The organism is Pseudomonas sp. 5Ae-yellow (assembly GCF_014077575.1).
GTDB lineage: Bacteria > Pseudomonadota > Gammaproteobacteria > Pseudomonadales > Pseudomonadaceae > Halopseudomonas > Halopseudomonas neustonica.
This window is the reverse complement of the sequence record NZ_JACGWE010000110.1, coordinates 1-1,339: the sequence shown is the minus strand read 5'-3', so window position 1 is coordinate 1,339 and position 1,339 is coordinate 1. Positions and strand designations below refer to the sequence as shown.

General features: G+C 53.2%; 2 pseudogenes. Both read right to left on the bottom strand.

The window, feature by feature from the left end:
* Nucleotides 1–124: 124 nt before the first annotated feature.
* Nucleotides 125–478 (bottom strand): annotated as a pseudogene (locus tag H4J77_RS19470) (inositol monophosphatase family protein); the annotation flags it as partial.
* A gap of 634 nt (nucleotides 479–1,112) precedes the next feature.
* Nucleotides 1,113–1,247: pseudogene (locus H4J77_RS19830) on the bottom strand (transposase); the annotation flags it as partial.
* Nucleotides 1,248–1,339 lie beyond the last annotated feature (92 nt).

Sequence of the window (1,339 nt, the reverse complement as noted above, 5' to 3'; positions counted from 1 at the left end):
ACCAGCAACGCGGCATCGTGCTTGAACTCAGTTGAAAACGTACGACGTTGTCTTGTCATGGAACACCTCAGCTATGGCGGTAAATTTACCACCCATTTCGGTGTCCGGGATTAGTAGACCACTACACGGGTGCATACACCACTCCTAGAACCGGTTTGCTCTTGAAAAGCAGACCTACGGAAACCGACGAACCTTTATATCCGCTTAGAAAATCGGCCGTTCCATCGTTCGGGTCGACCACCCAACAGTGCTCCGCACCGTTAAGCTGAGACCCAGTCTCCTCCCCCCAAAAGTCGCAATTCAGAATTTCTATCAAGCCGGGGCGAAGCAAGCTTTCGATTTCCACATCTACATCTGCTTTATCCCCGGAGCCACGAGGACCTGAAGGTCGCTGCCATTCAGCCACTAACAACTCACCGGCAGCGACGACCTCCCGGATGACCTGCTTGAGTACCTGAGCATAATCGAGCGTATTCATACCTGCTTTCCTTTTCGCTCTATCGTGAAGGAGCCACACCTGACAGGTGATGCAGATGCATACTACAGAAGAATCTCAGCTGCAGCCGGACTCCGCGTCAAAGGCTGAGCGCACTTGCTCTAGACCCTCCAGCGCCGAGAATGTAGTGGTCTACCAATCCGCGCCTCATCACCACGACGGTCCATCTTCGAGATGGCTATCGCTTTGGCATTGTCGGCTAATGGCCGCCTGCACCCCGTGGGGAGGAGCTACTCTCGGCGGTCAACAGCTGTCTCAGGATTTGGTTTCAGCATGCCTGATTGGAGTGAGGACTATCACGCCGTCAATCAATTCGAGAGTTAGTGAATCACCGGGACCGACGCCCATTCCTGCAAGCACGTTTGGCGGGAGCTCGACAATAAGATCCCCGGTGTCATCGCCGGAATCTTGGCATCTCACAATCGCCCGTACTGATTCGCTCATGGGAAGTTCGCCTCACTCTCAGCCACTGCTTTACCGTAATCGATATCTTACGCTAGACGGCATGTTATCGGCAGCTATCGGCCAAAAGCAGCCGTTCGCTTATACGACCTGAATATTTTTCAGTACGCTCTGGGCGGAGTTTTTCAATACTTGAGCTAACGGGGCCGTACAACTTGTATAGGCTATGAGCCGAGACTCCCAGTCGCTGCGACACTTCGGCGATTGTATAACCCCGCTCCAGCACTTGACGGACCGCTTCATCCTTAAATTCAGTAAGCGATCCATAAACCTCACCTGGAACCGCCACGCCCACATCGCCATGCTGGCCTCCCTGATTCCTTCCGGAGGTTTAAATCATGATGCGGCCTGGCGCCAAGGTGAAGAAAGTTTATCTGTATC